The organism is Lentzea sp., from assembly GCF_036380075.1.
GTDB lineage: Bacteria > Actinomycetota > Actinomycetes > Mycobacteriales > Pseudonocardiaceae > Lentzea.
On sequence record NZ_DASVFL010000248.1, the window covers coordinates 1 to 26,022 of the forward strand.

Here is a 26,022-nt window from a genome sequence, read left to right on the forward strand (position 1 = left end):
GGGACTCACCCTCCTGCTGACCGCGCTGTGGGGTCTGCTGCGCGTGTTCGTCCTGCGTTGACCCTCACGTCAGGCTGAGAGAGATCCGCACGTCGTCGAGTCCGGCGAGCGGCCAGCCCACGACCAGGTCGAGCACGTCGCGGGACGGGCGCTGGAGGGTGAACTCCTGGAGGCAGGAGAAGCTCTGGTCGCCACCGGAGGCGGAACCGTCACCCGGCCGGAGCCAGACCGCCTCGTGCCCGCTCACGGCCGCGACCGATGCGCCCTGCGCCCTCGCCCGGATCCGGGCCACGTCGCCCAACCCGCCGAAGGACCGTCGCCGAGGGGTGAACGCACGGGCGTTGACCGCGTCCGCGGTACCGCCACGGGCGGCACTGAGGAGTTCCAGGGACAGCAGGGAATCCACGGCGGTCAGCCGGGTCAGCACGACGGCCACCTCGTGGTCGCGGCTGTGCAGCACGCGCGGCGGCGTGAGGTTCGTGCCCGTTTCGACGGCCGGTGGGTCTCGGTCTTCGTCGGCGCGGTGGGTGAGGCCTTCCGGCACGGCACGAACGTCCGGAGGCGCTTGCCAGATGGAGGTGGTGGCGAGTGAGACGGTCTGCCGGTCGGGGAGCGGCAGCCTCAGCACCGTTTCCGGGAAACCGATCTCCGGCCACGCGAGCACGAGCGACATCTCGTCGAACACGGGAGGAAACCGGAACACGGGCCGGTGGTGTTCGCCGTCCCCGTTGCTGTCCGACGAGCAGGAGATGGCGAACTCCCAACGCACGCGGCCGGTGTGGTCGAGCAAGCCCGCCCGCAGATCTATGCCCTCGTCGTAGGCCGGCAGCAACCGGCGGGGCGCGGGAGTGCCGGGCCCGTCTCCCGAGTGGCGGGCCAGGAGCTCGATCTCCAAGCCCGAAAGCCTTGACACCGCAAGCACGACGCCCACCGTCAGTTCCGGCCGGCGCACGACCAAGCCGCCGGGATGTGCCACGGCCCCCAGAGTGTCCACCGCCTGACCATCCCACGCCCGTCGCGCGTCCACCAGGGAGTTGTGCCGCAAACAAACCGGATGTGCAATTGAGCAGAATTGGTTGTTGCCACGGGATTGCTGTTGCAGCGTCGACGCAAACCTGTTTCCTGCCTTACTGTTCCGCCGTGATTTCCGTGCTGCGCGACAAGACGTACCGCCATTTGTTCGGCGCCCAGGTCGTCGCGCTGACGGGAACGGGTCTGGCCACGGTCGCGCTCGGCCTGCTGGCTCACGACATCGCCGGACCCGGCACCGGCGCCGTGCTCGGCACTGCGCTGGCGATCAAGATGATCGCCTACGTCGGCGTGGCGCCGATCGCGACGGCCCTGCTCTGCGCGTTGCCCCGGCGGGCCGTGCTGGTGGCGCTCGACCTCGTGCGGGTCGCGGTGGCGGCGGTGCTGCCGTGGGTGAGCGAGGTGTGGCAGGTCTACGTCCTGATCTTCCTGCTGCAGGCGGCCTCCGCGGCGTTCACGCCGTTGTTCCAGGCCACGATCCCCGACGTGCTGCCGGACGAACGCGACTACACCCGCGCCGTCACGTTGTCCCGCACGGCTTACGACCTGGAGGGGCTGCTCAGCCCGGCGCTCGCGGCTGCCGCGCTGGCGGTGGTGAGCTTCCACGAGCTGTTCCTTGGCACGGCGCTCGGGTTCGCCGCGTCGGCGTTGCTCGTGGTCTCGGTCGTCGTTCCGAAGTCGTTGCCCCGCAAGCGGTACGACGCGCACGGCATCCGCATCTACCTCGCCACGCCCCGGCTGCGCGGTCTTCTCGCCGTGCACCTCACCGCGGCGGCCGCGGGGTCGATGGTCTTCGTGAACACCGTGGCGGCCGTGCGGGACGGGCTCGGCCGGGACGCCTCGGACGTGGCGATCGCCTTGGCGGTCAACGGGGCCGGCTCCCTGGTGGCGGCTCTCGTCCTGCCGAGCGTGCTGGAACGCTTCACCGACCGCGTGGTCGTCTCCCGGGCCGCGGTGGTGCTGGCCGGGGTGCTGTTCCTGGGCGCGTTCGCCTGGAGCTTGCAGATGCTGCTGGTGCTGTGGGCGGTGGTCGGGGCCGGCTGCTCGCTCGCCCTCACCCCCGGCGCCCGGCTGCTGCGCCGCTCGGCGGACCCCGCGGACCGGCCCGCCCTGTTCGCCGCGGACTTCGCGCTGTCCCACGCCTGCTGGCTGGTCTGCTACCCGCTCGCCGGGTGGGTGGCGACCGCAGCGGGCCTCACCACGGCGTTCCTCGTGCTGGGAGTGGTCGCGTCGGCGGGGGCGGTGACCGCGGTACGGCTCTGGCCCACGCACGACCCGGCGGTGATCGAGCACGACCACCGCGACCTCGACCCGCACCACGAGCACCTGCACGACGCGGTGCCGGCCGGGGGAGTGTGGACGCACGCGCACGAGTTCCGCATCGACGACCACCACTCCCGCTGGCCGTGAACGCGGGAGCGGCGGACCCCGTCGCTTAAATGTGAACGTCCGAAGTGGCTTCCATCCGAATGACCGGATGTCGATCGCACCCGCTGGAGCTACCGTCGCGTCACCCTGCGATCTCTGCGATCCCTGCGAAGGAGCCCGATCGTGCGAAGAAGAAGATCCCTGCTCTCCACGGCCCTGGTGACGGTGGCCGTGGCGGCGATGGCCGTCCCCGCGGCCGCCGCTCCGAACGCGCTGGCCGGCTGCTCCGGCACGAACGACGGCGACGTGACGATCAACGACAACGCGACCGTCGAGTCACCGCTCACGATCTCCGACTGCCCGTCGGCGCCGTCCACCACCGCCACGGTGCCGGTGAAGATCGTGCACACCTACATCGGCGACCTCCAGGTCAGCCTGATCGCCCCGGACGGCTCCGCCTACGTCCTGCACAACCGCACCGGCGGCTCTGCTGACAACATCGACCAGACCTACACCGTCGACCTGTCGAGCGAGACCTCGAACGGCACGTGGAAGCTGCGGGTCAACGACAACGCGAGCAACGACGTCGGCCGGATCGACTCCTGGACGCTGAACCTCGGCGGGTCCACGCCCGCCAACGACTTCTCCGTCGCCGTCTCGCCCGCGTCCGGCTCGGTCGCGGCGGGCTCTGCCGCGTCCACGACCGTGCAGACGCAGACCACGGCCGGCCAGGCGCAGACCGTGCAGCTGACCGCCACCGGCCTGCCCTCCGGTGCCACCGCGTCGTTCAGCCCGGCCTCGGTCACCACCGGGTCGAGCTCGACGCTGTCGATCAGCACCACGGCGTCGATCTCGTCGGGCACCTACCCGATCACCGTGCGGGCCGCGGGCGCCACGGCGAAGACCGCGACCTACACGCTGACCGTCACCGGCGGCACCGGCCCGCAGATCCCGGACATCGACATCGCGGCGGTCAAGCAGCACCTCGCCCAGTTCGGCACGATCGCCTCGCAGAACGGCGGCAACCGGCGCTCCACCACGGCCGGCTACCGCGCGTCCGTCGCGTACGTGAAGGACAAGCTCACCGCGGCCGGGTTCACCGTGACCGAGCAGGCCTGCACCTCGGGCTGCACGTCCGGCGCCGGCCCGAACGTGATCGCGGAATGGCCCGGCGGCAACGCGAACAACGTCTACATGTTCGGCTCCCACCTCGACGGCGTGTCCGCGGGACCCGGCATCAACGACAACGGCTCGGGCTCGGCGGCGTTGCTGGAGACCGCGCTCGTGCTGTCGCGCACCACCCCGTCGATGCTGAACAAGGTCCGCTTCGGCTGGTGGACCGACGAGGAGCAGGGCCTCAACGGCTCGCGCTTCTACGTCTCGCAGCTCTCCTCGACCGAGCGCGCGAAGATCAAGACCTACCACAACTTCGACATGATCGGGTCGGTCAACGGCGGCTACTTCATCAACAACATCAGCAGCGCCCAGTCCGTCCACATGAAGGCGTACTGGGACTCGCTGGGCCTGCAGCCGGAGGAGAACACCGAGGGCCGCAACCGGTCCGACGACGCGTCCTTCACCAACGCGGGCATCCCGGCGTCCGGGTACGCGATGGGCGCCAGCGCCCGCAAGACCGCGGCGCAGGCGACGAAGTGGGGCGGCACGTCGGGCGGCGCGTTCGACCCCTGCTACCACTCGTCGTGCGACACCACGGCCAACATCAGCGACACCCACCTCAACCGCGCGATCGACGGCATCGCCTACACCCTGTGGAAGTCGGCCGTCGGCAGCGGCACGCCCGGCGCCGACTTCTCCGTCGCCGTCTCGCCGGCGTCCGGTTCGGTGGCGGCGGGGTCCTCGGTCTCGGCGTCCGTCAGCACCCAGACGGTGAGCGGTGACGCGCAGACCGTGCAGCTGACGGCGTCCGGACTGCCCTCCGGCGCAACGGCTTCGTTCAGCCCCGCCGCCGTCGCCACCGGGTCGGGCTCGACGCTGACGATCAGCACCACGGCGTCCGTCGCGGCGGGCACCTACCCGGTCACGGTCACCGCGGCCGGGTCGTCGACCCGCACGGCCACGTACTCGCTGACCGTCACGGGTGGCGGTGGCGGCAGCTGCTCCGGCACCAACCCGAACGACGTCGCCATCCCGGACGCGGGCGCCGCGGTCGACAGCGACGTCGTGATCTCCGGGTGCTCCGCGACGCCGTCCACGGCCTCCGTGGTGACGGTGCGGATCGTCCACCCGTACATCGGCGACCTGACGGTGTCCCTGATCGCACCCGACGGCACGGCGTACACGCTGCACAACCGCAGCGGCGGCAGCGCGGACAACATCGACCGCACCTACACGGCCGACCTGTCGAGCGAGACCGCCAACGGCACGTGGAAGCTCCGGGTCCGCGACCTGGCCTCGTCCGACGTCGGCACGATCGACACGTGGGGCGTGAACCTCACGCCGTAGTCCCGCAGCGGCAAGTGGCCTCTTGGTTTACGGCCTCACTGGGTCTTCTGGGAGGCCACTTGCTCGGGCGACGATCGTCCTCGTGACGACCACCGTGGCGGAACTGGCCGCCGAGGACACCGCACTGGCCTTCGACGCGCTCCGCGAGCTGCGGCCCCACCTGACCTCCGCCGACGAGTTCGTCGATCTCGTGCGGGCCCAGCGGCGGGAGGGATACCGGATCGCCGCGTCGTTCGACTCGGCAGGCCGCGTTGCCGCGGTGGCAGGGTTCCGGCACGTCACGAACCTGTACGCCGGGCCGCACCTCTACGTCGACGACCTGATCACCCTCCCGCCGGCCCGCGGGCAGGGCCACGCGGGCGCGCTGCTGCGCTGGGTCGACGAGGAGGCCCGCCGCCTCGGCTGCGCGGGCGTCCACCTCGACTCCGGGACGCAGCGGCACGACGCCCACCGGCTCTACCTGAGCTCCGGGTACGTCATCCCCGCCTTCCACTTCTCGAAGAAGCTCTGACTCACGCCAGCCCGATCTCGACGACGACCTGACCGGTGGGACTCGGCGACCCGCCCTCCGGCTCCTCCGTGAGCGCCACCTTCTGCGCTCCCGGCACACCGCTCGCCACGAGCGGCGAGGTGGGGGAGGAGAGCACCCCGGCGGAGTGCGGGCCCTCGGCGTTGATCATCCACAGCTGGTAGACCCGGTCACCGGAGGGAGCGGGCAGGTCCTTGCCGAGGAACAGCATCTCGTTGCGGCTGGGCGACATGACGGCCGTGCCGGTCGCCCCGTTCGCCCCGCTGGCGCTGAAGATCTTCGCGTCCGGCGTCGACAGCAGGTCGGAGAACCGCCCGTACTGGCTGGACAGCTGCGCGAGCTGCTTCTCCTGCCCGGACTGCACGGTCTGCACCGCCACGAACGCCACCGCGACCAGGCAGGCGGCGGCGAGCAAAGCACCGGCCCGCCCGTACCCGCGAGCCCGGGGCACCCGAGCCGTGCGGGGCGAGAGCTGCCGCGTCTCGGCCGCGGCGGCGAGCACCCGCGCCTTCAGATGGGCGGGCGGCGGGAACTCGACGGCCTCACCCAGCCGCGCCGCCGTGGCCGCCAGCTCGGCGACCTCCGCGGCACAACTCTCACAGCGCGCGAGGTGCGTCTCGAACGCGGCCCGTTCACCATCGGACAACGCGTTGACGGCGTAGGCGCCGGTGAGCGTGTGCAGATCTGCGGATGTGCTTCTCATCCGGTCACCCCCATGCAGTCCCGAAGTCGGATCAGTCCGTCCCGCATCCTCGTCTTGACCGTGCCGAGCGGCAGGCCCAGCAAGCTCGCGACCTCCGGATACGAGTAACCCTGGTAGTAGGCCAGCAGCACCGACTCGCGCTGCAGCCCGGTGAGGAAGCTCAGACACCGGCGAACCTGCCGCTGCTCGAGCCGCCCGGACACCTGCTCGCTCACCTCGTCGAACGGCCGGTTGGGATCGAGCCGCGCCACGTGCTCCTCGCGGTGACTCGCGGCCTGAGCCGACCGAACCCGGTCGACGGCCCGCCGATGCGTCAGCGTGAGCACCCAGGTCATGGCCTTGCCCTTGGCAGGGTCGAACCGGGTGGCGGTCCGCCACACCTCGAGCATCACCTCCTGGAACACCTCCTCGGACTGGGCCTGATCCCGGACAACCCGTCTGATCAGCCCGAACACCGAACCGGACACGACGTCGTAGAGCCGCTCGAACGCGGACTCGTCCCCCCGCGCGACAAGCGCTAACAAGTCGTCGGCCGTCGGCTCGGCCAGTCCGACGTCGGGCGGAATGCTCTGCAACGCCCGCTCGCGCTTCGGCATCTGGCTCCCTCTTCTCAAGCGTGGACATGAGGTGTTCGGAGCGGCGCTCGTTTTGGATCGGTGCTGAATGAGCATTCGTCGCGACAGGCGCGGTGGCGTGGGTCGCACGGGAGGGAGTGGAGTGGCGAGGGAGGGGCGCGCGGCGGTGCGGATGGGAGCCGGTGGCGGGGATAACCACCCACCTACTTCCTCTCTGACGCGATGCCGAAGGCGAGCCGACAAAACCCCCGTACTTCCAAGCGAAGCCGAAGGCGAGCAGTCAACCCTTACGCCGATTAGAGCCGGTGAACCCACCAGTGGTTTGGCGATTGGGGCTTGACTTTGGGTGCGAGGTGCTACCCATATCGGGCTCGGCCGGTCGCGACGCGTCCGGCCTTTTCCGGCCGACTCAGCATCTCGCAAGGGCCCCGAAGTCAAGCCCCAATCGCGGATCGTCGCGCAGCGGCGATGCACCCAGATCTTTCGTCCGGGGGTGCAGGCCCACGCTGGAACAGCCACGGCCCAACGCAAAACAACCACGCTGGAACCGAGGGCCCACGAACCGCAGCTCAAGCCTTCCCCAATTGAGATGCATCAACCTCGTACGGTCCCTAACCTCAACCCATGAGGCTTGTGCTGTGGATCACCCTGGCGTGCCTGTGCGCGCACAGCGGAGACCTGCTGCTGGCCGCGACCACGACGGCGCTGCTCCTGGGCTGCGCCACCGACCGCGCCCGCTGCTGAGGTCGAACACGAACATCAAGGCCGGACCAACCAGGACCGGCCAGCTGGACCGGGCCAACCAACCTGGCCGCGGCAACGGCCAGTCGCGACCGCCCAGACCAGCCCGGACGTGATCACCTAAACCGGACAGCCGCCCGGTACGTACCCCCATGTGAGTGGGCAAGTCCGCCGCTCCCGCTCGACCCGTTCGCGGAACCACGAGAGGGCACACATGGGCCAACACCACGACAACCGCCGGACCAAGGTGATCGCGGCGAGCGTCGGCTTCCTGGCCGTCGCGATCACCGCCGCCACGTTCACGGCGAGCCAGGCGGCGCCCGAGGTGAGCACGACGCCCGAGCGCGCCACGGAGACGTTGCGGGACAAGGCCTCCACACCCGGTACCGCCTGGGCCGTCGACCCGAGCACGAACGAGGTCGTGGTCACGGCGGACAGCACGGTCACGGGCGCCAAGTGGGACAACCTGAAGTCCACGGTGGACAAGATGGGTCGCGGCGTGCGGCTCCAACGGGCCGAGGGCACGTTCCGGCTGTTCGCCGAGGGCGGTGACGCGATCTTCGCCGGCAACAGCCGCTGCTCGCTCGGCTTCAACGTCGTCACGAACGACAACCGGCCCGCCATCCTCACGGCCGGCCACTGCACCGCCGCCGGACGACAGTTCTCGCTGAACGCGGGCGGCCGCGCGGCCGCCACCGTGGCGCGGTCGACGTTCCCCGGCAACGGCGACTTCGCCCTGCTGACCTACAACAACCGCAACGTGGACGCGCCCAGCGAGGTCGACACCGGCAACGGCGGCAGGGTGCAGATCCGGCGCGCCGCCGAGGCCCAGGTCGGCCGGCAGGTGCAGCGCATGGGCAGCACGACCGGCCTGCGTTCCGGCCGCGTCACCGCGCTCAACGCCACGGTGAACTACCCCGAAGGCCGCGTCACGGGCCTCATCCAGACGACGGTGTGCGCCGAGGGCGGCGACAGCGGCGGCCCGCTGTTCACCGGCAACGGCGACGCGATCGGGCTGACCTCGGGTGGCAGCGGGGACTGCCGCCGCGGCGGTGTCACGTTCTTCCAGCCCGTCACCAAGGCGCTGGCCGCCGTGAGCGCGCGGATTCCCTAACGGACCGACTGCGCGAACGCGAACACCTTGTCCGGGTCGTACTTCGCGGCGACGTCCCGCAACCGCGCGAGGTTGCCGCCGTAGTAGGCCTCGGCCCACTGGGGCATCTGCGGGTCGATGTAGTTGACGTACCCCGTGTCCCCGACGAGGGCGCCGAGGCCGTCCCGCACCTGTCCCATCGCGCGGGCGGTCTCGGTGGCGCCCGCGGGTGGCGTCTTGAAGTAGATCTGCGCCGAGGCGAGGGCCGTGCGGTGCGGGAACGCCGTGGCGTCCTGCTTGACGTCGGCCACGGCGCCGCGCAGGCCGTCGAAGATCAGGTACGACTCGTCGGACCGGCCGTTCATCAACGCGACCGCCTGCGCCGGGTCGCCGATCGGCTCGCGGACCATCCTCGAGGACGCGACGAACGACTCGTGATGGACACCGGTGCCCGCGAAGTACTGCACTGCGCCGGAGTAGCTCCGCGGCTCGAGGAAGCGGCCGGCGGGCGCGGGCAGACCCGACAGCAACGACGACAGGCCTCCGGCCGACCCGACGAAGCACCCGCCCACGCGGCACGTCGGCTGCGCGCCGCCGCGGATGTTCAGGTTGGACCACAGCTCGTTCGGCGCCTGCGCGATCCACGTCTGCCACGCGCCGAGCACGTCCGCCGTGGCGCCGGCGGAGTACTCGAGCGAGAACACGGTGACCTCAGGCGCGGGCACCGTGGAGAACACGAACTCGGTGACGATCCCGAAGTTGCCGCCGCCACCGCCGCGCAGCGCCCAGAACAGGTCGGGCTCCTCGTCGGCCGACGCCGTCACCAGCCGGCCGTCCGCCGTGACGACCTGCGCCGACACCAGGGGGTCGCACGTCAGCCCGTACTTGCGCGCCAGCACGCCGATTCCGCCGCCCAGCGTCAGCCCCGCGACGCCGACGGACGGGCACGTGCCGGTGGGCAGGCATCGCCCCGAGGCGGCCAGCACGCGCGACACCTCGCCGAGCGGAGCGCCCGCGCCGATGCGGACCCGGTCGCCGGGCAGCACCTCGATGCCCGCGAGGTCGCGCAGGTCGATCTGCAGGCCGTTCTCCGGCGTGGAGTAGCCGGCGTAGCTGTGGCCGCCGCTGCGGGCCGCGACGGGCACGCGCCGCCGGGCTGCCTCGACACAGGCCTGCACGTCGGCGGCGGAGGCGACGCGGGCGACGGCGGCCGGCCGGCGGCTGTCCCACACCGGGTTGAAGCCGCGGTAGGCGAAGTCGTCCCCGCCGGGCAGCGCGAGCCGGCCGTTCAGGCGGGCCTTGAGCGCCGCCCAGTCCGGCGGTCCACTCGGGACGGACGAACTGGACGGTGCCGGGCTCGACGACGCGGGACCGGTGCCAGGAGGGGGAGTGGTGGTGCAGGCCGCGAGGGCGGCACCGGCACCGGCCAGCCCTGCGACTTTCAGAAACCCGCGTCGATCCACCCGGCCGATACTGGCACGACTTGATCACTCCCGCCCGCGGCGGCTACGGGACCAGCACGATCCTCCCGCCGGCCACCCCGTCCGCCTGGCGGCGCCACGCGTCGGACACGTCCGCGAACGGCACCACCTCGTGGTCGACCGCGAGCGAGCCCTCCACCGAGTACCGGGCGATCGTCGTGATCGCGTCGGCCCGTTGCCGCGCCGTCAGCTCGTTGTTGGTGTAACCGGACAAACGCAGCGAACGGCTGCGCAGCACCGACGACGTGATCGGGCACTGCTCGCCGGCCGACGCCCCGAGGTTCACCCACCGGCCGCCGGGACGCAGCGCCTGCGCGGCCGCGGCGGCGGGAGCACCGAACAACGGGTCGAGCAGCAGGTCGGCCCCGGCCGCCACCTCGGTGAAGTCGGCGTCCAGCCCGACCACCGCGTCGGCACCGGCTCGGCGCGCCCGTTCCCGCCCGGCATCGGAACGGGCCGCCGCCACCACCCGTCCGGCACCGGCCAGGCGCGCGAGCTGGATGGCCGCCTGCCCGACCGCTCCGGCGCCGAGCACGACCACCGTCTCACCGGGCGCGAGCTCACCGCGCCACGTCAACGCCAGGTGCGCGGCGACGGCGGAGAGCCCGAGAGCGGCGATCGCCACGGGGTCGACGCCCTCCGGCAGGAACACGAGGTCTTCCCGCCGTGCCGACGCCCGAGCCGCCATGCTCCCGTCACCCGGCGCCATTCCAGCGGAAGACGGGAACCACGCGGCACGCCCGTCGACCGTCCCGACACCCTGCACGCCAGGAACGTACGGCGTGGCGGGAACGCCGAAGTACGACGTTCCCGTGGCGCACAACAGGTCCAGCGGCGTCAGAGGCGCCGCCAGGACGTCGACGACCACCTCGCCGTCGGTAGGAACGGGCTCGTCCCGGTCGGCGAGCGACGGCGGCTCACCGGGACGGACGATCAGTGCTGCGCGCACGGTTGCAGCACGAAGTCGTAGCGGGCCTCGACCCACGGCACGTCGACCGTGGTGCCGTCGGGCGCGGTGCCGGGCTCACGCGGCTCGAAGGTGACCACGAGCTCCTGCTTGGTGCCGAACACGACGTCGCTGTCGAGGTACTCCGCACCCTCCTCGAACAGGTGCGTGATCAGCGGTTCGTGACCTTCCGCCGTCACCAGGAAGTGCACGTGCGCGGGCCGGAAGTGACTGATCCCGGTCTGCTCGATCAACGCGCCGACCGGTCCGTCCATCGGGATCGAGTAGCCCTTCGGCGCGATCGTCCGCACGCAGTAGGTGCCGTCCTCGCGCGGGTGGTACTTCGCCCGCAACCGCGCCTCGTCGACGCCGAGCTGCGACTCGTACGCGCCGTCGGCGTCGGCCTGCCACACGTCCAGCACCACGCCGGACACCGGCGAGCCGTCGAGCGACCGCACGGTCCCGCTGATGAACAGCGGCGTCCCCTCGACGTCGTCGGACATGTCGCCGCCGAAGCCGAGCTCGGGAGAGCCGTCGATGTGGAACGGGCCGAGCACCGTCGCGGGCGTCGCGGCGGGGTCGAACCGGTGGTTCATCTGCACGACCAGCATGCTCAGCCCGAGCACGTCCGAGGCGAGGATGAACTCCTCGCGCTTGGCGTCGCTGATCCGGCCGGTCGCGGTGAGCCACTGGATGGCGGCCATCCACTCGGCCTCGGTGAGCCGCACCTCGCGGGCGAAGTCGTGCAGGTGGCGCACGAGCGAGGTCAGCAGCTGGGCGGTCCGCGGGTCCTTCGCCGTGGCCCAGCGCTGCCGCGCCAGCTCAGTGATGTTGTCCTCGGTGACGAGCTGCATTGCTCACTCCTCTGCGGGCGCGACCGACCGCGTGTTCGAGTCCACGGACAGGAAGATGTCGTTGGCGACCGGGTTGCGCAGCTCCTCGGCGAGCTGCCCGATCAGGCCGGCCGTGCGGGCCAGCAACGCGAAGCCCCGCAACAGCTCCAGCGGCAGCCCGAGGTCGGCGAGCGCCGCACCGCACGTCCCGGCACCGTTGAGGGGCAACGTCTTGCCGAGCACCTGCGGGTGCACGCGGCCGATCGCGGCGAAGAGCGAGAGGTGCGGCCCGACCAGGCCTTCCTCCTCGGCGATCTCGTACAGCCGCGGCGTGCGCGGGTCGCCGGCCTTGTGCACGTGGTGCCCCAGACCGGGGATGCGGGCTTTTCCTCGCTCCTGAACGGTTTTCAGCGCGAGCGCGTCCCAGCCCTCGTCGTCGGAGGGCGGTTCCGCGGCCGTCACCACGGCGTGGAGGAACCGGCTCGCGTCCTCGGTGACGCCGAGGAACCGCGACCCGCCGCCCAGCAGCCCCGCCGCGAGCGCGCCCTGCACGGAGTCCGGCGCCGAGAGGTAGGTGAGGCGGCTGACGATCGCGGTCGGCGTGAACCCGTGGTCGGCGAGCGCCGCGAGCACCGCCTCGAACAACCTCGTCTCGCCCGGCGAGGGCCTGCGCTGGGTGGCGAGCCAGAACGCCAGCTCGCCGAACCCGACGCTGCCCATCACGTCACGCGCGAGGTCCTCGCCCAGCAACGTGATCGTGTCGGGCGTCGACGCGCCGAGCGCTGTCTCATAGACCGTCACGGTCCTCCTCCAACCAGGCGCGCAGCTCGGCGCCGTGCTCGTCCAGTCCCGGCGGCGGCAGCTCGTACACCGCGGGCGTCTCCGAGAAGCGGATCGGGTGCCGCGTGGTCGGCACGTCCCCGACCACGACGACGGGGTCGAGCCCGAACCGCTCCGCCATCGCGAACCCGCCGTCGATCGTGTTGATCGGCCCGCACGGCACCCCGGCCGCCACGAGCAGGTCGAACCACTCGACGGCGCCGCGGGTCCGCAGCCGTTCCTCCAGCACCGGCCGCAGCTCCTCGCGGTTGCGGGTGCGGTCGGCGTTGCGCGCGAACCGCGGGTCGTCCGGCACGTCGGGCAGCCCGAGCACCTCGCACAGCTTGCGGAACTGGCCGTCGTTGGCCGCCGCGACGATGAGGTCGTTGTCGGCGGTGGGCAGCGGCTCGTACGGGAAGACGCTCGGGTGCGCGTTGCCCATCCGGAACGGCACGGTGCCGCCCGCGACGAACGCCGAGCTGTGGTTCACCAGGCCCGTCAACGCCGACGACAGCAGGTTCACCTCGACGAGCTGGCCCTGTCCGGTCGCGTCGCGGTGGCGCAGCGCGGCGAGGATGCCGATGACGGCGTGGTTGCCCGCCATCACGTCGAACACCGAGATGCCCGCGCGGTACGGCGGCCCGTCCGGGTCGCCCGTCAGGCTCATCAGACCCGAGATCGCCTGCACCATCAGGTCGTAGCCGGGCACGTGACTGCCCTCGCCGGACCCGAACCCGGTGATCGACGCGTAGACGACCTCCGGGTTCGAGGCGCTGACCGAGGCGTGGTCGAGCCCGTACTTCGCGAGGCCGCCCGGCTTGAAGTTCTCGATCACGACGTCGGCCCGCCGGGCCAGTTCGCGGCCCAGCGCGGCGTCCTCCGGCTTGCGCAGGTCCAGGGCGATCGACCGCTTGCCCCGGTTGACCCCGAGGTAGTAGGTCGAGACGTCCTCCCGCACGGGCGGCATCCACGTGCGGGTCTCGTCCCCCTGGGGGCCTTCGACCTTGACGACCGAGGCGCCCATGTCGGCGAGGAGCATGGTGGCGTACGGGCCCGCGAGCACGCGGGAGAAGTCGGCGACGAGCAGTCCGTCCAACGGCCCCATCAGACGGACGTCCGGGTGTCGCCGCGGTAGTCCGTGTACGTGTAGGGGTTGTCGAGCACCTTCGACTCGGGGATGTCCGGGTTCATGCCCTGGTGCCACGCCTCCTCGCCGAGCTGCGCCCTGAGGTGGTCGACGGTCTGCTCGACCTGTGTGCGGATCGCCTTCAGGTCGACGCCGACGAGCTTGTGGTCGCGCTTCACGACCCGTCCGTCGACGATCACGGTCTCGACGTCGGAGCGCTGCGCCTGGAACGCCACGTGCCCGTACGGGTTGAGGATCGGGAACATCGCGGGGGAGTTCTCGTTGCGCAGCACCACGATGTCGGCCTTCTTGCCGATCTCGATGCTGCCGATGTCCGAGTCACGGCCCAACGCGCGCGCACCGCCCATGGTCGCCCAGTCGACGACGTGCTCGGCCCTCAGCGACGAGTGCGTGACGGTGTCGTTCTTGCCGTGTGCCGCCATGTGCTCGCGCGCCCGGTCGGCACCCAGCGTCGTGCGCATCGCGGAGAACAGGTCGCCGCTCCACCACACCGACGTGTCCATCGACAGCGAGACCGGGATGCCGTGGTCGCGGATCGCCCAGGTGGGCGGGTAGCCCTGGCCGGCGCTCTGCTCGCTCTCGGTCGACACGGAGATCGACCCGCCGGTGGCCGCGATGCGGTGGTAGGAGTCGGCGGACAGCGTCGCCGCGTGCACGTAGATCGACTCCGGCGTCATGAACCCGTTGTCGTGCATCAGCTTGATGCCGTCGTCGTTCGTCGCGCCCCACACGCCCGCATGTGTCGTCACGGGGACACCGAGCTCACGCGCGACCTCGAACGCGGGCTTCTCCGGGAACGCCGGGTCGCCGGTGACGTCGAACGCGAGCTGGAAGCCGAGCATGTCGTCGCCGGTGATGCGCCGCGAGACGAAGTCGCGGAACTCGGGCGTCGCCGTCCAGGCAGCGGGGCTGTCCTGGATGTTGCCGTACGCCAGGACGAACCGGCCGGGGACGGCCTGCAGCGCGTCGACGGCGGCGTCGGCGTGGTCGGTCGTCCGGAGTCCGTGCGACCAGTCGACGGTGGTGGTGACCCCGGCGTCGAGCGCCTCGGCGGCGCCGAGCAGGTTGCCCGCGTGGACGTCCTCGGGCCGGAAGACCTTGCCCCACTCCAGGTAGTACCAGACGAAGTACTGCGTGAGGGTCCAGTCGGCGCCGTAGCCGCGCATCGCGGTCTGCCACAGGTGCCGGTGGGTGTCGATCATGCCGGGCATCACGAGGCCGCCGGCGGCGTCGACCTCCTCGGTCCCCTCGGGCACCTCCAGCCCCGGCCCGATCGCGGCGATCCGGTCACCGACGACCAGGACGTCGTGGCCGGCCAGCACCCGGTGCTGACCGTCCATCGTCAGGACGGTGCCGTTTCTGAGGACAACAGGACGTCTTCCACCGACCATGACGGGCCTCCGTGACCGACAGGCGGACAAGTGTCCGTTGAATCCTCAACCTTCTCGGGGCACCCGTCAAGCCACCCCGGGCCGGAACTCGACGTGCGGCACCGAGTCCAGGCGCGCGAAGTCGGCGCTGATGTCGCCCGCGGCCTGCAGCAACAGCGGCAGGTGGTGCTCCAGCATCCGCTCGACGGACGTCTCGGCCGCGTGGCAGTTGACGTTGAGCGCCGCCACGACCGTGCCGTTGCCGTCCCGCAACGGCGCCGCGACCGACCGGATCCCCGGCGCGAGCTGCTCGTCGGTCAGCGCCCACCCGCGCGCCCGCACCTCCCGCAGCACGGCGTCCCGCTCGGCCGCGTCCGGCCGCCACCGCGCCGTGAGGCCCGACCGCGTCGGCTGTGCGAGCACGGCCTCCAGCTCGGCCGGCGGCAGCGCCGCGAGCTGCACCTTCCCCAGCGACGTGGGCAGGGCAGGGAACCGCGTGCCGATCTGCACCGACAGCGTGACGATCTTCGGCACCGCCACCCGCGCCACGTAGACGATGTCCGACCCGTCGAGCTGGGCGATCGAGCACGACTCGTCCGTGCGGGCACCCAGCCGCTCCATGTGCGGCCGGGCCACGTCCCACAGTCCCATCGACCGCACGTACGCCACGCCGAGCTCGAGCACCTTCGGCGTGAGCGCGAACCCGGCCTCGCTCTGCCGCACGTACCCGAGCTCGACCAGCGTGAGCAGGATCCGCCGCGCCGTCGGCCTGGCCAGCCCCGTCACCGACGCCACCTCGCTGAGCGGCATCACCGGACGCAACGGCCGGAACGAGCGGATCACGTCGAGTCCGCGGGCGAGCGCCTCGATGAAGTCGGGGCCGGTGTCAGGTCGAGCAGGCATGGCCCCAAGATAACGGACACCTGTCCGCTCGGCGGCCCTCGTCTAGCTGGAGAGCGTCTCGGCCTTGCGGTTCGCCCGCAGGCTCGTCAGCGTCACGACGCCCAGCGTGACCACGATGACCGCCAGCGAGACCGGCGTCGGGATCTCCGGCACCGCGGGCCAGATGCCGTGCGCCCAGTGCAGCACCAGCTTCACGCCGATGAACGCCAGGATGATCGACAGGCCGTGGTTGAGGTGCACGAGCTTCGCGAGCGCCGTGTGCAGCACGAAGTACAGGGCGCGCAGTCCGAGCAGGGCGAACGCGTTGGTGGTGAACACCAGGTACGGGTCCTCGGTGATGCCGTAGACGGCGGGCACCGAGTCGATCGCGAAGACCACGTCGGTGGCGAAGATCGCGACCACCACGATGGCGAGCGGGGTGAGGGCGCGCCTGCCGTTCTCGATGACGGTCATGCGGGTGCCGCGGTAGTCGTCGGTGACCGGCATGAGCCTGCGCATGAACCGCACGGACCGCATCTTCGAGATGTCCTTCTCGGCGGCGGCCTCACCGGTCATCGCCGCGTGCAGGATCTTCACCGCCGAGGCCAGCAGGACCAGGCCGAAGACGAGGAACGCCCACGTGCCGGCGGAGAGCATCGCGGCGCCGGCGGCGATGAAGATGCCGCGCAGCACCAACGCGCCGACGATGCCGTAGAGCAGGACGCGCTGCTGCACGGCCGGCGGCACGCTGAACGCCGCGAGCAGCAGCATGAAGACGAACAGGTTGTCGACCGAGAGCGACTTCTCGACGACGAAACCGGTGATGAACTCCAGCGACTGCCCGCCGCCGAACTCCCACCACAGCCAGAGCCCGAACACGAACGGCAGCGCCAGGTAGAACACGGACCAGCCCACGGCCTCGCGCAACGACACCTCGTGCGGGCGGCGGGTGACCAGGAAGTCGACGACCAGCAACGCGACCAGCACGGCGATGCTGATGAACCACAGTGCGGGTGATGCCACGGAACCGGGCACAGAGCTCTCCTCGAACGCGGTCGTTCGAGGTCTCCTTCACCCGCTGGGCGGGCGGCCTCCCGGGGACGCTGCGGAGCGTCCGTACTGACCGGGCAGGCGCTTGGGAAGTACTCCCCTCGGCGCCGACAGTATCACCGTCTTTAAAGGAAAAGTAAACTCGACCCCAAGGGTTGCGTCCGAAGTTGGCCGAGATCACAGGGTGGACGCCGTCAGCCGACGGTCCGGACGCGCCGCGTGATCTTGTCCCCCGCGCGAGCTACACGCGGATGTCCACCGCGTGGTGACGTTCGGCGGCACCGAAATCCATAGCGTTCCCGACAACGGCGGCACGGTGCCGCGAACGTCTGACGAAGGAACGCTCATGCGACTGTTCAAGCAGCTCGTGGTGGTGGTACTGGTCTCCGCGGCCGGCAGCGCGGCAACCCAGGCGATGGGCTGGAACCCGCCCCTGACGCTCGTCCTCGGCATCGCCACGGCGGTACTGGCACTGCTCGCGTACCGCTGGGTGGTGCGCAAGACGGAGAACCGCGAACCGGAGGAGGTGGACTTCAAGACCGCACCGAAGGCCCTCGGCCGCGGTGTCCTGATCGGACTGGGCATGTTCCTGGCCGTCATCCTGAACATCGCGCTGCTCGGCGGGTACGAGGTGAAGGGCTGGGGGTCGTTCGGCGGCGCGGTGGCGATCTTCGGGTTCATGGCGGCGGCCGCCGTGACCGAGGAGGTGATGTTCCGCGGCGTGCTGTTCCGCATCGCCGAGGAACGGTTCGGCACCTGGATCTCCATGACGGTCACCGGTGTGGTCTTCGGGCTCATGCACTTCTTCAACCCGAACGCGACGCTGTGGAGCTCGCTCGCGATCGCCGTCGAGGCCGGGTTCATGCTCGCCGCCGTCTACGCCGCGACGCGCAACCTGTGGGTGCCGATCGGCGTGCACTTCGCCTGGAACTTCGCCCAGGGCGGCATCTTCAGCACCAGCGTCTCCGGCAAGGACGCGCCCCAGGGCCTGCTCGACGGCGCGACCTCCGGGCCCGTGCTGGTCTCGGGTGGCGAGTTCGGTCCGGAGGCGAGCCTGTACACGTTGGCCGCCGGTGTCGTGGTGACCGTCGTCTTCCTGTGGCTGGCCAAGCGACGGGGCACCGTGGTCCCGCGCCGTACCGCTACCCTCGTCGCGTGATCAGCCTCCTGCGGCGGATTCCCGATCTGTGGCGCCGCCTGGACGTCACGGTGCAGGACGCACCGCTCGCGCTGGCGCTGGCGCTCGCCTCCTTCGTCCCCGCGCTGGACGACAAGGGCACGCACCTCGGTGACGTGCCCGGCCGTCCGATGGACGCGCTCGCGCTCGTGGTGATCGCGTTCGAGTGCCTGCCGTTGATCGTGCGCCGCCGGTGGCCGTTGGTGTCCATCGCGCTCGTGTCCGCCGCGTTCGCCGCGGACCAGCTGACCGGCTACCACACCGTCGCGGGAACCGCGTTGCCCTTCGCACTGGTCAGCGCCGGCCTGCACCTGACGCGCTTCCGGTGGACGGCCGTGGTCGTGCTGTCCGCCGCCTACGTGGCACTGGCCGTGGCGCTGGACCGGGGCCCGTCGGACGAGACCGTGGCGGGGTTCGTCACCTTCTACCTCGCCCTGGTCGCCGCGTGGGCGATCGGCGCGTGGCTCCGGTTGTCGCGCAGCGCCGAGGCCGAACGCCGCGAGCACGTCGCGGAGGCCACCCGCATCGCCGAGCGCACGTCGATCGCCCGCGAGCTGCACGACGTGGTGACGCACCACGTGACGGCGATGGTCGTGCAGGCCGAGGCGGCGCGGTACCTGACCGCGGCTCCCGAGCGGCTGGACCGGACGTTGCAGACGATCACCGACACCGGCCGCCGGTCGCTGACGGACCTCCGGCACCTGCTCGACCTGCTGAACCCGGACCACAACCCGGAGTCCGTCGGCGACCTGCGCAGCCTGGTCGAGCAGACGCGGCAGGCCGGTCAGCCGGTGGAGTTCGCGGAGGAGGGCGAGGCGGTGCGCGACGCGGGCAGCGCCGAAGTCGTCGCGTACCGGGTCGTGCAGGAGGCGTTGACCAACGCGCTGAAGTACGCGCACGGCAACCCGACCAACGTCCACGTCCGTTACGGAGAAAGAGAAATCACCGTGGAAGTCGGCACGGAGGGCGCCAGGAGGTCGGCGGCGGCCAGCGGCAGCGGACGCGGCCTGGCGGGGCTGCGCGACCGCGTCGACGTGCTGGGCGGTGAGTTCACGGCAGGGCAACGGGAAGGCGCCTTCGTGGTCCGCGCGCGCATTCCGGCGGGGAACCCGTCGTGACGGCACCGGTCCGCGTCCTGGTCTGCGACGACCAGGCCCTCATCCGCACCGGGTTCGCGACGATCATCGACGCGCAGCCCGACCTGGAGGTGGTGGGGGAGTGCGGTGACGGCCGCGCGGGAGTCGACCTCGCGCGACGGCTGAAGCCCGACGTCGTGGTGATGGACGTGCGGATGCCGGTGCTCGACGGCATCGAGGCGACCCGGCTGCTCGCCGGCGCCGGCGTCGCCGACCCGGTGAAGGTCCTGGTGGTGACGACGTTCAACCTCGACGAGTACGTCTACGAGGCGCTGCGCGCGGGCGCGAGCGGGTTCCTGCTGAAGGACGCCCCGCCTCCCCAGCTGCTGCAGGGCATCCGCACCGTCGCGAGCGGTGCCGCGCTGCTCGCTCCCGAGGTGACCCGCCAGCTCGTCGGCCGCTACGCCGCCCGCATCCGCCCGGCGAACGGCACCCAGTCCGAGCTCCCGCTCGCACCGCGGGAGCTGGAGGTGCTGCGGCTCATCGCGGAAGGCCTGTCCAACAGCGAGATCGCCGCCGCTTTGGTGATCAGCCAGGAGACGGTGAAGACCTACGTCTCGCGCATCCTGACCAAGCTGGACCTGCGCGACCGCGTGCAGGCCGTCGTCTACGCCTACCGACGCGGCCTGGTGACCTGAGGCCTGTGTCGAAGTCCATGTCCGCGACAGCCGGGCCTGAGGCGGCCCCTGGGGGCACGGCCGGGCTACCCACGTACAACACCGGTACGCGGGTCGTCCGGCCGCACCGCCAGGAACCACCTCAGGCGCGGCTATCATCGAACGGGACTTCGACACAGGCCTAAGGCCAGACCAGCCGCCACAGGTGCACGACCAGGAACAGCGCCGGGACCATCAGCGCCACCTTGCCGAACACCGCGAGCATCGCGCGGTTGCTGCGAACCCCCAGCGCCCGCCTGTGCAGCCCGGTCTCCGTGAGCGCCGCCTGGATGGCGCGTGCCACGTAGAAGACCGGTGAGCCGTACCGGTTCTTCTCGCCGGGGAACGGTCCCACCTCCCGCACGCGCGGGCGCCAGTCGTCGTCGAACACCACGACCGCCGCCGTCCACTTCCCGGCGGTGCCGCCCTGCAGCCCGGTCGGCGCGGGCAGGAGGGCGTCGAGCCGGTCGACGTCGTGCCCTCCCGGCACCAGCAGCACCAGCTTGGCCGGGGGCTGGTTCGCGCGGGCCTGTTCGACCTCCCACCACAACCCCTCGCCCTCGCCGAGCCTGATGACGATCAACTGGGCCAGGTCCATCAACGCGAGCACGCCGTCCTGCCAGTCGTCGCCCGGCAGGTAGAACCGCGCGGCCCCCAGGTGCGGCAGCCGCTCCTGCGGCCGGCCCACCGCCACCACCGGCCCGAACGCCCCGAGCGCGCCGACCAGCTGCTCCTCCCGCGAGTGGATCGGGAGCAACCCGGACGACAGCGCGCCGGGGAGGTCGTCCACCACCGCGGCGGTCCGGTCGTCCTCGAAACCCCGCAGGTACAGCACGGGTTCGCGGAAGTCGGAGCTGACCGCCTGCGCCGCGCTCCGCGCCGAGCGCGGCCGCGAGTACCGCAGGACGAAGAACGCGACCGCCAACCCGGCGAACCCGCCCACGACCATGAGACCCCTGACGCCCCAGGGGATGTGCTGCGCTCGGGTGGCCGCCACGACGCTCAGGAAGCCCGCGACCATCACCACGTACCCGGCACCGCTGACCACCGTGAACACCGGCCGCCGCCACGCCGGCCGCTTCGGCACGAACCGGTTGACCAGCGCGACGACCTCGGCGTTCGCGGCCCGCCTGCGGTGCAGGAGCACGCCCGCCGCCACCACCAGGAGTGCGGCCGCCACCAGCCACGGCCAGGCCAGCTCCCAGGTCCGCGCGGTCTCGGCGTCGAGCGCGTCTTGGTCCTCGGTGAGCCGGCGGGGCACGTCGTCCACGAACCGGCGGGCGAGGTCGAAGTCGCCGTCCTCGGCCGACCCGGTGGCGAGGGAGAACGACGCCCGGACCGTGCTCTCGTCCGATCGGTGCTCGTCGAACCAGGCATCGATCTCCCGCACCGCGGCGAGGTCCCGGCGGTCCAGTGCGGCGAGGTAGGCGGCGTACCGCTCGGGGGCGTCGCCGAAGCCGACGCTCGCGCGCAGGTCCTGGCCGGCCGTGATGGCCAGCATCAACGCCGCGTAGGCGACGACAGCCGCTGCCGCCGTGACGACCCTGGTCAGTGTTCGCACGGGCGGTAGCTGATCACGGCCGGGGCGACGGGGGAGGCGGTTCGCGGCGGGATCGCCCGAAGCGACCAGCGCCCTACCGGCGCGTGATCGCCGCGAGCACCAGCTCCCGGATCTCCGCCGCGATCTCCTCCACCGCGAGCGGCGGCTCGTGCGCCTGCCACTCCCGCAGCAACCCGGTGATCGCCCCCACCAGCGCGATCGCCGTCAGCCGGTACGACCGCGCGGGCGCAGTCCCGGCCTCCGCCGCCCGCCGAGCCTCCGACTCGATGAACGACGCCCACGTGCTCACCCACCGCACGTGCTGCCGCTCGATCTCCGCGGTCACCCCGACGGCCTCGACGTAGGCGAGCCGCGCCGCCCGCGGGTCGGCGACGACGCTCGACACGAACACGTCCAGCAGGGTCGTGACGCGCGCGTCCAGGTCCGACGCGTCCAGCGCGGCGAGCGCCGTGCGGACCTCGGCGAACGCCGTCGCGTTGACCAGGTCGTGCAGCGAGCGGAGCAGCTCCTCCTTCGAGGCGAACTCCTCGTAGAAGTTGCGCGTGGAGACACCGGCCGTCGTGCACAGCTCCGAGATCCGGGTGGCGGTGAAGCCGGTCGACGTGAACAGCGCCAGGCCCGCTTCCAGCAGCCGGGCGCGGCGGTCCGCCCTGCGCTGCTCCGGTGAGATGCCGGCGTAGGCCCGTGCCACCCGCGTACCCCCATCTGGTAACTGGGATTGCCAGATTACGTGCGTGCAACCTGCCGCGCACTCCGGGCGTCTAGACCTGTGCGCGGGCCTTCAGCTGCCGGTCGCACTCGGCTCGAGTGCGGGGCAGCCGCTCGTGGAGTAGCGGGTGTTGAACTCGAAATGCCACTGCTCGTTTTCGTAACGGCGGCACCAGCCGAGGGTGCTGCCGTTTTTCTCGACCCATACAGCCGATTCGATCGGCTGGATGTCGACGGCGATTCCGAGAACGTGCATCGAACGGTCCGGCGGGTTCAGCACGTAGCGCGAGGCGAGTTCTTCGGTGCCGAACTTCTTCACCGCCTCGTCGAACTCCTTCTGCTGTTGCTGGCGGCTGCGCTTGCCGTCGTTCAGGCAGAGCTGAACGCCCTGCTCAGAGGCCTTCGCGCGCAGCGCCAGCCACGCCTTGAGAACCTCGGGCGCCAGGCCCTCGGGCTTTTCGTCGAAGTACCGCGCGTCGATCGGGCACGGCGGTCCGTTCGGCGGTCCCGGCACTTCCGCGAGGATGGCGAGCGCCTTTCCCGGATGACGGTCGAACACGAGCGTCAATCTGCCCAGGTATCCCAGCGCACCGCCGGCGGAAACCACGAGTGCGACGATCACGAGCACGCCCAGCACGACGCGTCTGGAGGTCTTGGACATGAATCGGATAATACGGGTTGGAGCGGAGGGCTCTGTCAGCAACCCGTAACAGTCCGTCTGCAGCTGTGTCCCGGCGAACGTGTCACGCACCACATCCATTCGGCCCAGTGGGCGCGGGAATTGTGATCGGTGAACGAATTCTGGCCCCTTTCGCCGCCGTGAAACGTGCTGGCAACATCTGCGTCGGCCGAGAACCGGCCCGCTTTTGTGAGGTCTCAGGAGGACCGCTTTCATGTCCGGCCGCATTACCGCTTTCGCCGCTGTGCTCGTCTCCCTTCTCGCCTTCGCCGGCACCGCGCAGGCCGCCCCGGCACCCCACCGGGCGACCGCGCTCGTGCTCTCGGTCCGGTACTCCGACGTCGAGGGCGGCGCCTTCCGGGCGACCGTCCTGACCTGCGGACGAGGTGACCATCATCCGCGCGGGGCCCTCGCCTGCGCGACGCTGGCCGCCACCGGGACCGACCTCGGGGCGATGACGTCCGACGACAGGGCGTGCACTTTCCTCTACGCGCCCGTCGAGGTCTCGCTGTTCGGCTTTTGGCGCGGTGAGCCCGTGAACGAGGTGCACACCTACCCGAACTCGTGCGTCATGCTGGCGCACACCGGTGCCTTGTTCGATTTCTAGGCACCGGCCATCAATGTGGGGCGGGGCGCGGCAGGGGCGCCCCGCCCCACATTCTTTTGCGCCGCGGACGTGTGCTGCGCCGAATGGCGGATGGGCCTTCCGGTGTGCGAAGGTTGGATCATGGCCGCCACCACCTCCCGCTTCCCCCTGCTCTCCTGGACGACCATCGCCCCCGTGCTCGGCGTGCTCCTGCTCGCCCTGACCTGGGGACGTGACCTCGGTGGCGTGCTCGTCGCGCTGGTCGCCCTGGTGCTCGCCGCGACCGTGCTCGCCGCCGTGCACCACGCCGAGGTGGTGGCGTTGCGGGTGGGGGAGCCGTTCGGGTCGCTGGTCCTCGCCGTCGCGGTGACGGTCATCGAGGTGGCCCTGATCGTCACGCTGATGGTGTCCGGCGGCCCCGACGCGTCCTCGCTGGCGCGGGACACGGTGTTCGCGGCGGTCATGATCACCACGAACGGCATCGTCGGCATCGCGCTGCTGCTGGGCGCGCTCAAGCACGGCACGACCCTCTTCAACGCCGAGGGCAGCGGCGGCGCGCTCGCCACCGTGATCACGCTCGCCACCCTCACGCTGGTGCTGCCGACGTTCACCACGTCCACGCCCGGTCCCGAGTTCTCCGGCCCGCAGCTCGTGTTCGCCGCGCTCGCCTCCCTGGCCCTGTACGCGATGTTCGTGTTCACGCAGACCGTCCGGCACCGCGACTTCTTCCTCCCGGTCGACGAGGACGGCGTCATCGAGGCCGACGAGCACGCCGAGGCGCCGACCGGCAAGGCCGCGCTCGCCTCGCTCGGCTTCCTGGTCGTCGCGCTGGTCGCGGTGGTCGGCCTCGCGAAGATCGAGTCGCCCGCGATCGAGGCGGGCGTGCGCGCGGCCGGCTTCCCCCAGTCGTTCGTCGGTGTCGTCATCGCCCTGCTGGTGCTGCTGCCCGAGACCATCGCCGCGGCGCGGGCGGCGTTGCGCGACCGCATCCAGACGAGCATCAACCTCGGCTACGGCTCGGCGATCGCGAGCATCGGCCTCACGATCCCGACGATCGCCCTCGCGACGATCTGGCTGGACGGCCCGCTGATGCTCGGCCTCGGCTCGACGCAGATGATCCTGCTGCTGCTCACGGTCCTGGTCAGCGTCCTGACGGTCGTGCCGGGCCGCGCGACCCGCCTCCAGGGCGGCGTGCACCTGGTCCTGCTGGCGGCGTTCCTGTTCCTGGCCGTCAACCCGTAGAGCACGGCGTCGACCCGAACGTCGTATTGCCCCGTTGCGACGTTCAGCCCTAAGTTGCGGTAACGCCGGTTACCACAAAGGGGTCCCACCGATGCCGCTCCGCGCCGTGCTCGCCGCCGTTCTGCTGCTGTTCTCGCTGGTCACACCCGCGCACGCCGCCGCACCGGGTGAGCTCGTCAGCAGCAGGGAGGTGGCGTGGCACCCGGAGCCGCTGCGGCTGCTGCCCGCGCCGGTGAAGGCCTACTACATCCGCTACCGCTCGACGTCCGCGACGGGCGAGGGCAACGTCGTGTCCGGCATGGTGCTGGTCTCGCCACTGCCGTGGACCGACGGCCCGCGCCCGATCGTCGCCTACGCGATGGGAACGCAGGGCATGGCCGACCGCTGCGCGCCCTCACAGCAGCTGCAGAACGGCACCGAAGTCGAGATCGCGTTCCTCGCGCAGGCGATGTTCCAGGGCTGGGCCGTGGCCGTCACGGACTACGAAGGCCTTGGTACGCCAGGGGACCACACGTACGCGGTGTCCCGTTCGGAGGGACGCGCCCTGCTCGACGTCGCCCGTGCCGCCGTCTCGGTCCCGGGCCTGTCCGCGGACGCGCCCGTCGGTGTGTTCGGCTACTCCCAGGGCGGTCAGGCCGCGTCGTCCGCCGCCGAGCAGTGGCGGTCCTACGCGCCTTCGCTGAACGTGGTCGGCGTCGCCGCGGGCGGAGTGCCGGCCGACCTGAACGCGGTGGCGAAGTCCAACGACGGCGGCGCCGGTTCGGGACTGGTGTTCGCTGCCGCCGCGGGCTACGCCACGGCCTATCCGGAACTGCCGCTGTCCTCGGTCCTCAACTCCCGCGGCCGGCAAGTCGTCGACCGGATCCGCGACTCCTGCGTCGCCGAGATCGCCCTGGTGGCACCGTTCACGCGGCTGAACTCGCTGGCCACCCGGCCGGACGTCATCCAGGACCCGTTGTGGCAGAAGAGGTTGGCGGAGAACGCGCTCGGCTCGGTGAGGCCCGCCGCGCCCGTCTACCTCTACCACGGCACGCTGGACGAGCTGATCCCGTTCGGCGTCGGGCAGAAGCTGCGCTCGCAGTGGTGCGCGCTCGGCGCCGACGTGCAGTGGACACCGCTGCCGCTGCTCGGGCACGTCACCGCCGTCAGCGCGTGGGGCTCGACCGCGCTCACCTGGCTCGGCGACCGGTTCGCGGGCAGGGCGACCCGCCCGAACTGCTGACCCGGCGGGGAGCGGCCGCTCTGACA

24 protein-coding genes are annotated in these 26,022 nt (G+C 71.2%); 10 read left to right on the forward strand and 14 right to left on the reverse strand.

Features of this window, described 5'->3' with window-relative positions; translation table 11 throughout:
* Positions 1–64 precede the first annotated feature (64 nt).
* Positions 65–994 carry a hypothetical protein gene (locus tag VF330_RS27090; RefSeq protein ID WP_330854500.1) on the reverse strand — a complete coding sequence of 310 codons (930 nt, stop codon included), beginning with the start codon at positions 992–994 and terminating at the stop codon, positions 65–67.
* Between the two features lie 146 nt (positions 995–1,140).
* Here VF330_RS27090 and VF330_RS27095 point away from each other — a divergent pair, with 146 nt between their 5' ends.
* The 3 genes from VF330_RS27095 (at position 1,141) to VF330_RS27105 (ending at position 5,371) form a co-directional block, all read left to right on the forward strand.
* Complete coding sequence (locus tag VF330_RS27095) at positions 1,141–2,439, forward strand: MFS transporter (protein ID WP_330854501.1); 1,299 nt, start codon at positions 1,141–1,143, stop codon at positions 2,437–2,439.
* Positions 2,440–2,580: 141 nt separating this feature from the next.
* On the forward strand, positions 2,581–4,860 hold the full coding sequence (locus tag VF330_RS27100; protein WP_330854502.1) for a proprotein convertase P-domain-containing protein: 2,280 nt from the start codon (positions 2,581–2,583) through the stop codon (positions 4,858–4,860).
* 82 nt (positions 4,861–4,942) lie between these two features.
* Positions 4,943–5,371, forward strand: a complete 429-nt coding sequence (locus VF330_RS27105) for a GNAT family N-acetyltransferase (protein ID WP_330854503.1) — start codon at positions 4,943–4,945, stop codon at positions 5,369–5,371.
* A gap of 1 nt (position 5,372) precedes the next feature.
* Here VF330_RS27105 and VF330_RS27110 read toward each other — a convergent pair whose 3' ends face one another.
* Both VF330_RS27110 and VF330_RS27115 read right to left on the reverse strand, forming a co-directional pair.
* Positions 5,373–6,092: an anti-sigma factor gene (locus VF330_RS27110; protein ID WP_330854504.1), complete on the reverse strand. Its 720-nt coding sequence runs from the start codon at positions 6,090–6,092 to the stop codon at positions 5,373–5,375.
* Positions 6,089–6,688, reverse strand: coding sequence for a sigma-70 family RNA polymerase sigma factor (locus tag VF330_RS27115; RefSeq protein WP_330854505.1), 600 nt, complete (start codon positions 6,686–6,688; stop codon positions 6,089–6,091). The genes VF330_RS27110 and VF330_RS27115 overlap by 4 nt, the downstream gene beginning before the upstream one ends.
* Before the next feature lie 934 nt (positions 6,689–7,622).
* Here VF330_RS27115 and VF330_RS27120 point away from each other — a divergent pair.
* Complete coding sequence (locus VF330_RS27120; RefSeq protein ID WP_330854506.1) at positions 7,623–8,522, forward strand: S1 family peptidase; 900 nt, start codon at positions 7,623–7,625, stop codon at positions 8,520–8,522.
* Here the strand turns inward: VF330_RS27120 and VF330_RS27125 are convergent.
* The 8 genes from VF330_RS27125 to VF330_RS27160 all read right to left on the reverse strand — a co-directional run bounded on the left by VF330_RS27125 (position 8,519) and on the right by VF330_RS27160 (position 17,014).
* Positions 8,519–9,964, reverse strand: coding sequence for an FAD-dependent oxidoreductase (locus VF330_RS27125; RefSeq protein WP_330854507.1), 1,446 nt, complete (start codon positions 9,962–9,964; stop codon positions 8,519–8,521). The genes VF330_RS27120 and VF330_RS27125 overlap by 4 nt on opposite strands.
* 43 nt (positions 9,965–10,007) lie before the next feature.
* Positions 10,008–10,931 carry a zinc-binding alcohol dehydrogenase family protein gene (locus VF330_RS27130; RefSeq protein ID WP_330854508.1) on the reverse strand — a complete coding sequence of 308 codons (924 nt, stop codon included), beginning with the start codon at positions 10,929–10,931 and terminating at the stop codon, positions 10,008–10,010.
* On the reverse strand, positions 10,916–11,782 hold the full coding sequence (locus VF330_RS27135) for a dioxygenase (RefSeq protein WP_330854509.1): 867 nt from the start codon (positions 11,780–11,782) through the stop codon (positions 10,916–10,918). The genes VF330_RS27130 and VF330_RS27135 overlap by 16 nt, the downstream gene beginning before the upstream one ends.
* Before the next feature lie 3 nt (positions 11,783–11,785).
* Positions 11,786–12,562, reverse strand: a complete 777-nt coding sequence (locus tag VF330_RS27140) for a citryl-CoA lyase (protein ID WP_330854510.1) — start codon at positions 12,560–12,562, stop codon at positions 11,786–11,788.
* Positions 12,549–13,685, reverse strand: coding sequence for a CoA transferase (locus VF330_RS27145; protein WP_330854511.1), 1,137 nt, complete (start codon positions 13,683–13,685; stop codon positions 12,549–12,551). Before VF330_RS27145 ends, VF330_RS27140 begins: the two co-directional genes overlap by 14 nt.
* The gene (locus tag VF330_RS27150) at positions 13,685–15,118 is read right to left on the reverse strand and encodes an amidohydrolase family protein (protein WP_330854512.1); all 1,434 of its coding nucleotides are present in this window, start codon (positions 15,116–15,118) and stop codon (positions 13,685–13,687) included. The genes VF330_RS27145 and VF330_RS27150 overlap by 1 nt, the downstream gene beginning before the upstream one ends.
* 66 nt (positions 15,119–15,184) lie before the next feature.
* Complete coding sequence (locus tag VF330_RS27155; RefSeq protein WP_330854513.1) at positions 15,185–16,000, reverse strand: IclR family transcriptional regulator domain-containing protein; 816 nt, start codon at positions 15,998–16,000, stop codon at positions 15,185–15,187.
* 42 nt (positions 16,001–16,042) lie between these two features.
* Positions 16,043–17,014 (reverse strand): TerC/Alx family metal homeostasis membrane protein, encoded by a 972-nt coding sequence (locus VF330_RS27160; RefSeq protein ID WP_330854514.1) that lies wholly within the window; start codon positions 17,012–17,014, stop codon positions 16,043–16,045.
* Positions 17,015–17,375: 361 nt separating this feature from the next.
* Here VF330_RS27160 and VF330_RS27165 point away from each other — a divergent pair, with 361 nt between their 5' ends.
* Genes VF330_RS27165 through VF330_RS27175 form a run of 3 tightly spaced genes read left to right on the forward strand, consistent with a single transcriptional unit; the run spans position 17,376 to position 19,980 of the window.
* Positions 17,376–18,188, forward strand: coding sequence for a CPBP family intramembrane glutamic endopeptidase (locus VF330_RS27165; protein WP_330854515.1), 813 nt, complete (start codon positions 17,376–17,378; stop codon positions 18,186–18,188).
* On the forward strand, positions 18,185–19,324 hold the full coding sequence (locus VF330_RS27170) for a sensor histidine kinase (protein ID WP_330854516.1): 1,140 nt from the start codon (positions 18,185–18,187) through the stop codon (positions 19,322–19,324). Before VF330_RS27165 ends, VF330_RS27170 begins: the two co-directional genes overlap by 4 nt.
* On the forward strand, positions 19,321–19,980 hold the full coding sequence (locus VF330_RS27175) for a response regulator transcription factor (RefSeq protein ID WP_330854517.1): 660 nt from the start codon (positions 19,321–19,323) through the stop codon (positions 19,978–19,980). Before VF330_RS27170 ends, VF330_RS27175 begins: the two co-directional genes overlap by 4 nt.
* 160 nt (positions 19,981–20,140) lie before the next feature.
* On the opposite strand, the gene VF330_RS27180 is transcribed toward VF330_RS27175, so the two are convergent.
* The 3 genes from VF330_RS27180 to VF330_RS27190 form a co-directional block, all read right to left on the reverse strand.
* Entirely contained in the window at positions 20,141–21,559 is a 1,419-nt protein-coding gene (locus tag VF330_RS27180; protein ID WP_330854518.1) for a hypothetical protein, read from the reverse strand.
* Positions 21,560–21,632: 73 nt separating this feature from the next.
* A complete protein-coding gene (locus VF330_RS27185; RefSeq protein WP_330854519.1) occupies positions 21,633–22,250 on the reverse strand; it encodes a TetR/AcrR family transcriptional regulator in 618 nt (205 codons plus the stop codon).
* Positions 22,251–22,340: 90 nt separating this feature from the next.
* On the reverse strand, positions 22,341–22,928 hold the full coding sequence (locus VF330_RS27190; protein ID WP_330854520.1) for a D-alanyl-D-alanine carboxypeptidase family protein: 588 nt from the start codon (positions 22,926–22,928) through the stop codon (positions 22,341–22,343).
* A gap of 232 nt (positions 22,929–23,160) precedes the next feature.
* On the opposite strand from VF330_RS27190, the gene VF330_RS27195 reads away from it, so the two are divergent.
* The 3 genes from VF330_RS27195 (at position 23,161) to VF330_RS27205 (ending at position 25,996) form a co-directional block, all read left to right on the forward strand.
* The gene (locus VF330_RS27195; RefSeq protein WP_330854521.1) at positions 23,161–23,553 is read left to right on the forward strand and encodes an SSI family serine proteinase inhibitor; all 393 of its coding nucleotides are present in this window, start codon (positions 23,161–23,163) and stop codon (positions 23,551–23,553) included.
* 120 nt (positions 23,554–23,673) lie between these two features.
* A complete protein-coding gene (locus VF330_RS27200; RefSeq protein WP_330854522.1) occupies positions 23,674–24,774 on the forward strand; it encodes an ionic transporter y4hA in 1,101 nt (366 codons plus the stop codon).
* Positions 24,775–24,865: 91 nt separating this feature from the next.
* The gene (locus tag VF330_RS27205; protein WP_330854523.1) at positions 24,866–25,996 is read left to right on the forward strand and encodes a lipase family protein; all 1,131 of its coding nucleotides are present in this window, start codon (positions 24,866–24,868) and stop codon (positions 25,994–25,996) included.
* The last annotated feature ends 26 nt before the right edge of the window (positions 25,997–26,022 follow it).